This window comes from Aminobacter sp. P4_D5, from assembly GCF_056401815.1.
Genome location: NZ_JBFUIP010000772.1, coordinates 1 through 686, shown reverse-complemented (window position 1 = coordinate 686; position 686 = coordinate 1). Strand labels below are relative to the sequence as shown.

General features: G+C 70.6%; 2 protein-coding genes. Both read left to right on the top strand.

The window, feature by feature from the left end; genetic code table 11:
• Positions 1–236: isocitrate/isopropylmalate family dehydrogenase (locus tag AC1DWF_RS34900; RefSeq protein WP_476843049.1), on the top strand; the 236-nt coding region annotated here is incomplete at its 5' end.
• 42 nt (positions 237–278) lie between these two features.
• Positions 279–686, top strand: a 408-nt coding sequence (locus tag AC1DWF_RS34895; RefSeq protein WP_476843048.1) for a tripartite tricarboxylate transporter substrate-binding protein, incomplete at its 3' end; no start/stop codon positions are given.

The window sequence follows — 686 nt, the reverse complement described above, 5'->3', positions numbered from 1 at the left end:
TCCATGGCTCGGCCTTCGACATCACGGGCCTGGGCATCGCCAACCCGGTCGCGACCTTCTGGACCGCCTGCATGATGCTGGAGCACCTTGGCGAGAAGCCCGCGGCGGACCGCCTGATGCGCGGCATCGAGGTGGCGACGGCCAATGGCGTGGTCACGCCCGATCTCGGCGGCAAGGCGAACACCCAGGACGTGACGAACGCGGTGGTCGAGGCTATCCGTAGCGCCAACGACTGAGGCTGACCCTGGAGGTCGGCTGAAAAGCCGAAGGAAACCTCCATGATTGCTCGCCGCGCCACGCTCGGACTTCCTCTGTTGCTCGCCTCGCCGGCTTTGGCGCAAGGCGCCTTTCCGTCGCGCCCGATCACGCTCTACGTCCCCTTCGCGGCCRGCGGCCCGACGGACATGATCGCCCGGCTCCTCGCGGAGGGCATGGCCAAGGAGCTCGGCCAGCCGGTCGCGGCGGAGAACCTCACGGGCGCGGGGGGCACCATCGCGGCGGCGCGCGTCGCCCAGGCCCGGCCGGAYGGCTACAACCTCCTGATCCACCATATCGGCCTGGCCAGCGCGGCGACGCTGTATCGCCGGCTGCCCTTCGACATCCAGCGCGGGCTGGCGCCGCTCGGCGTGGTCTCGCAGACCGGCATGACGCTGGTGGCCCGGCCGGATTTCCCGGCGACCGACCTC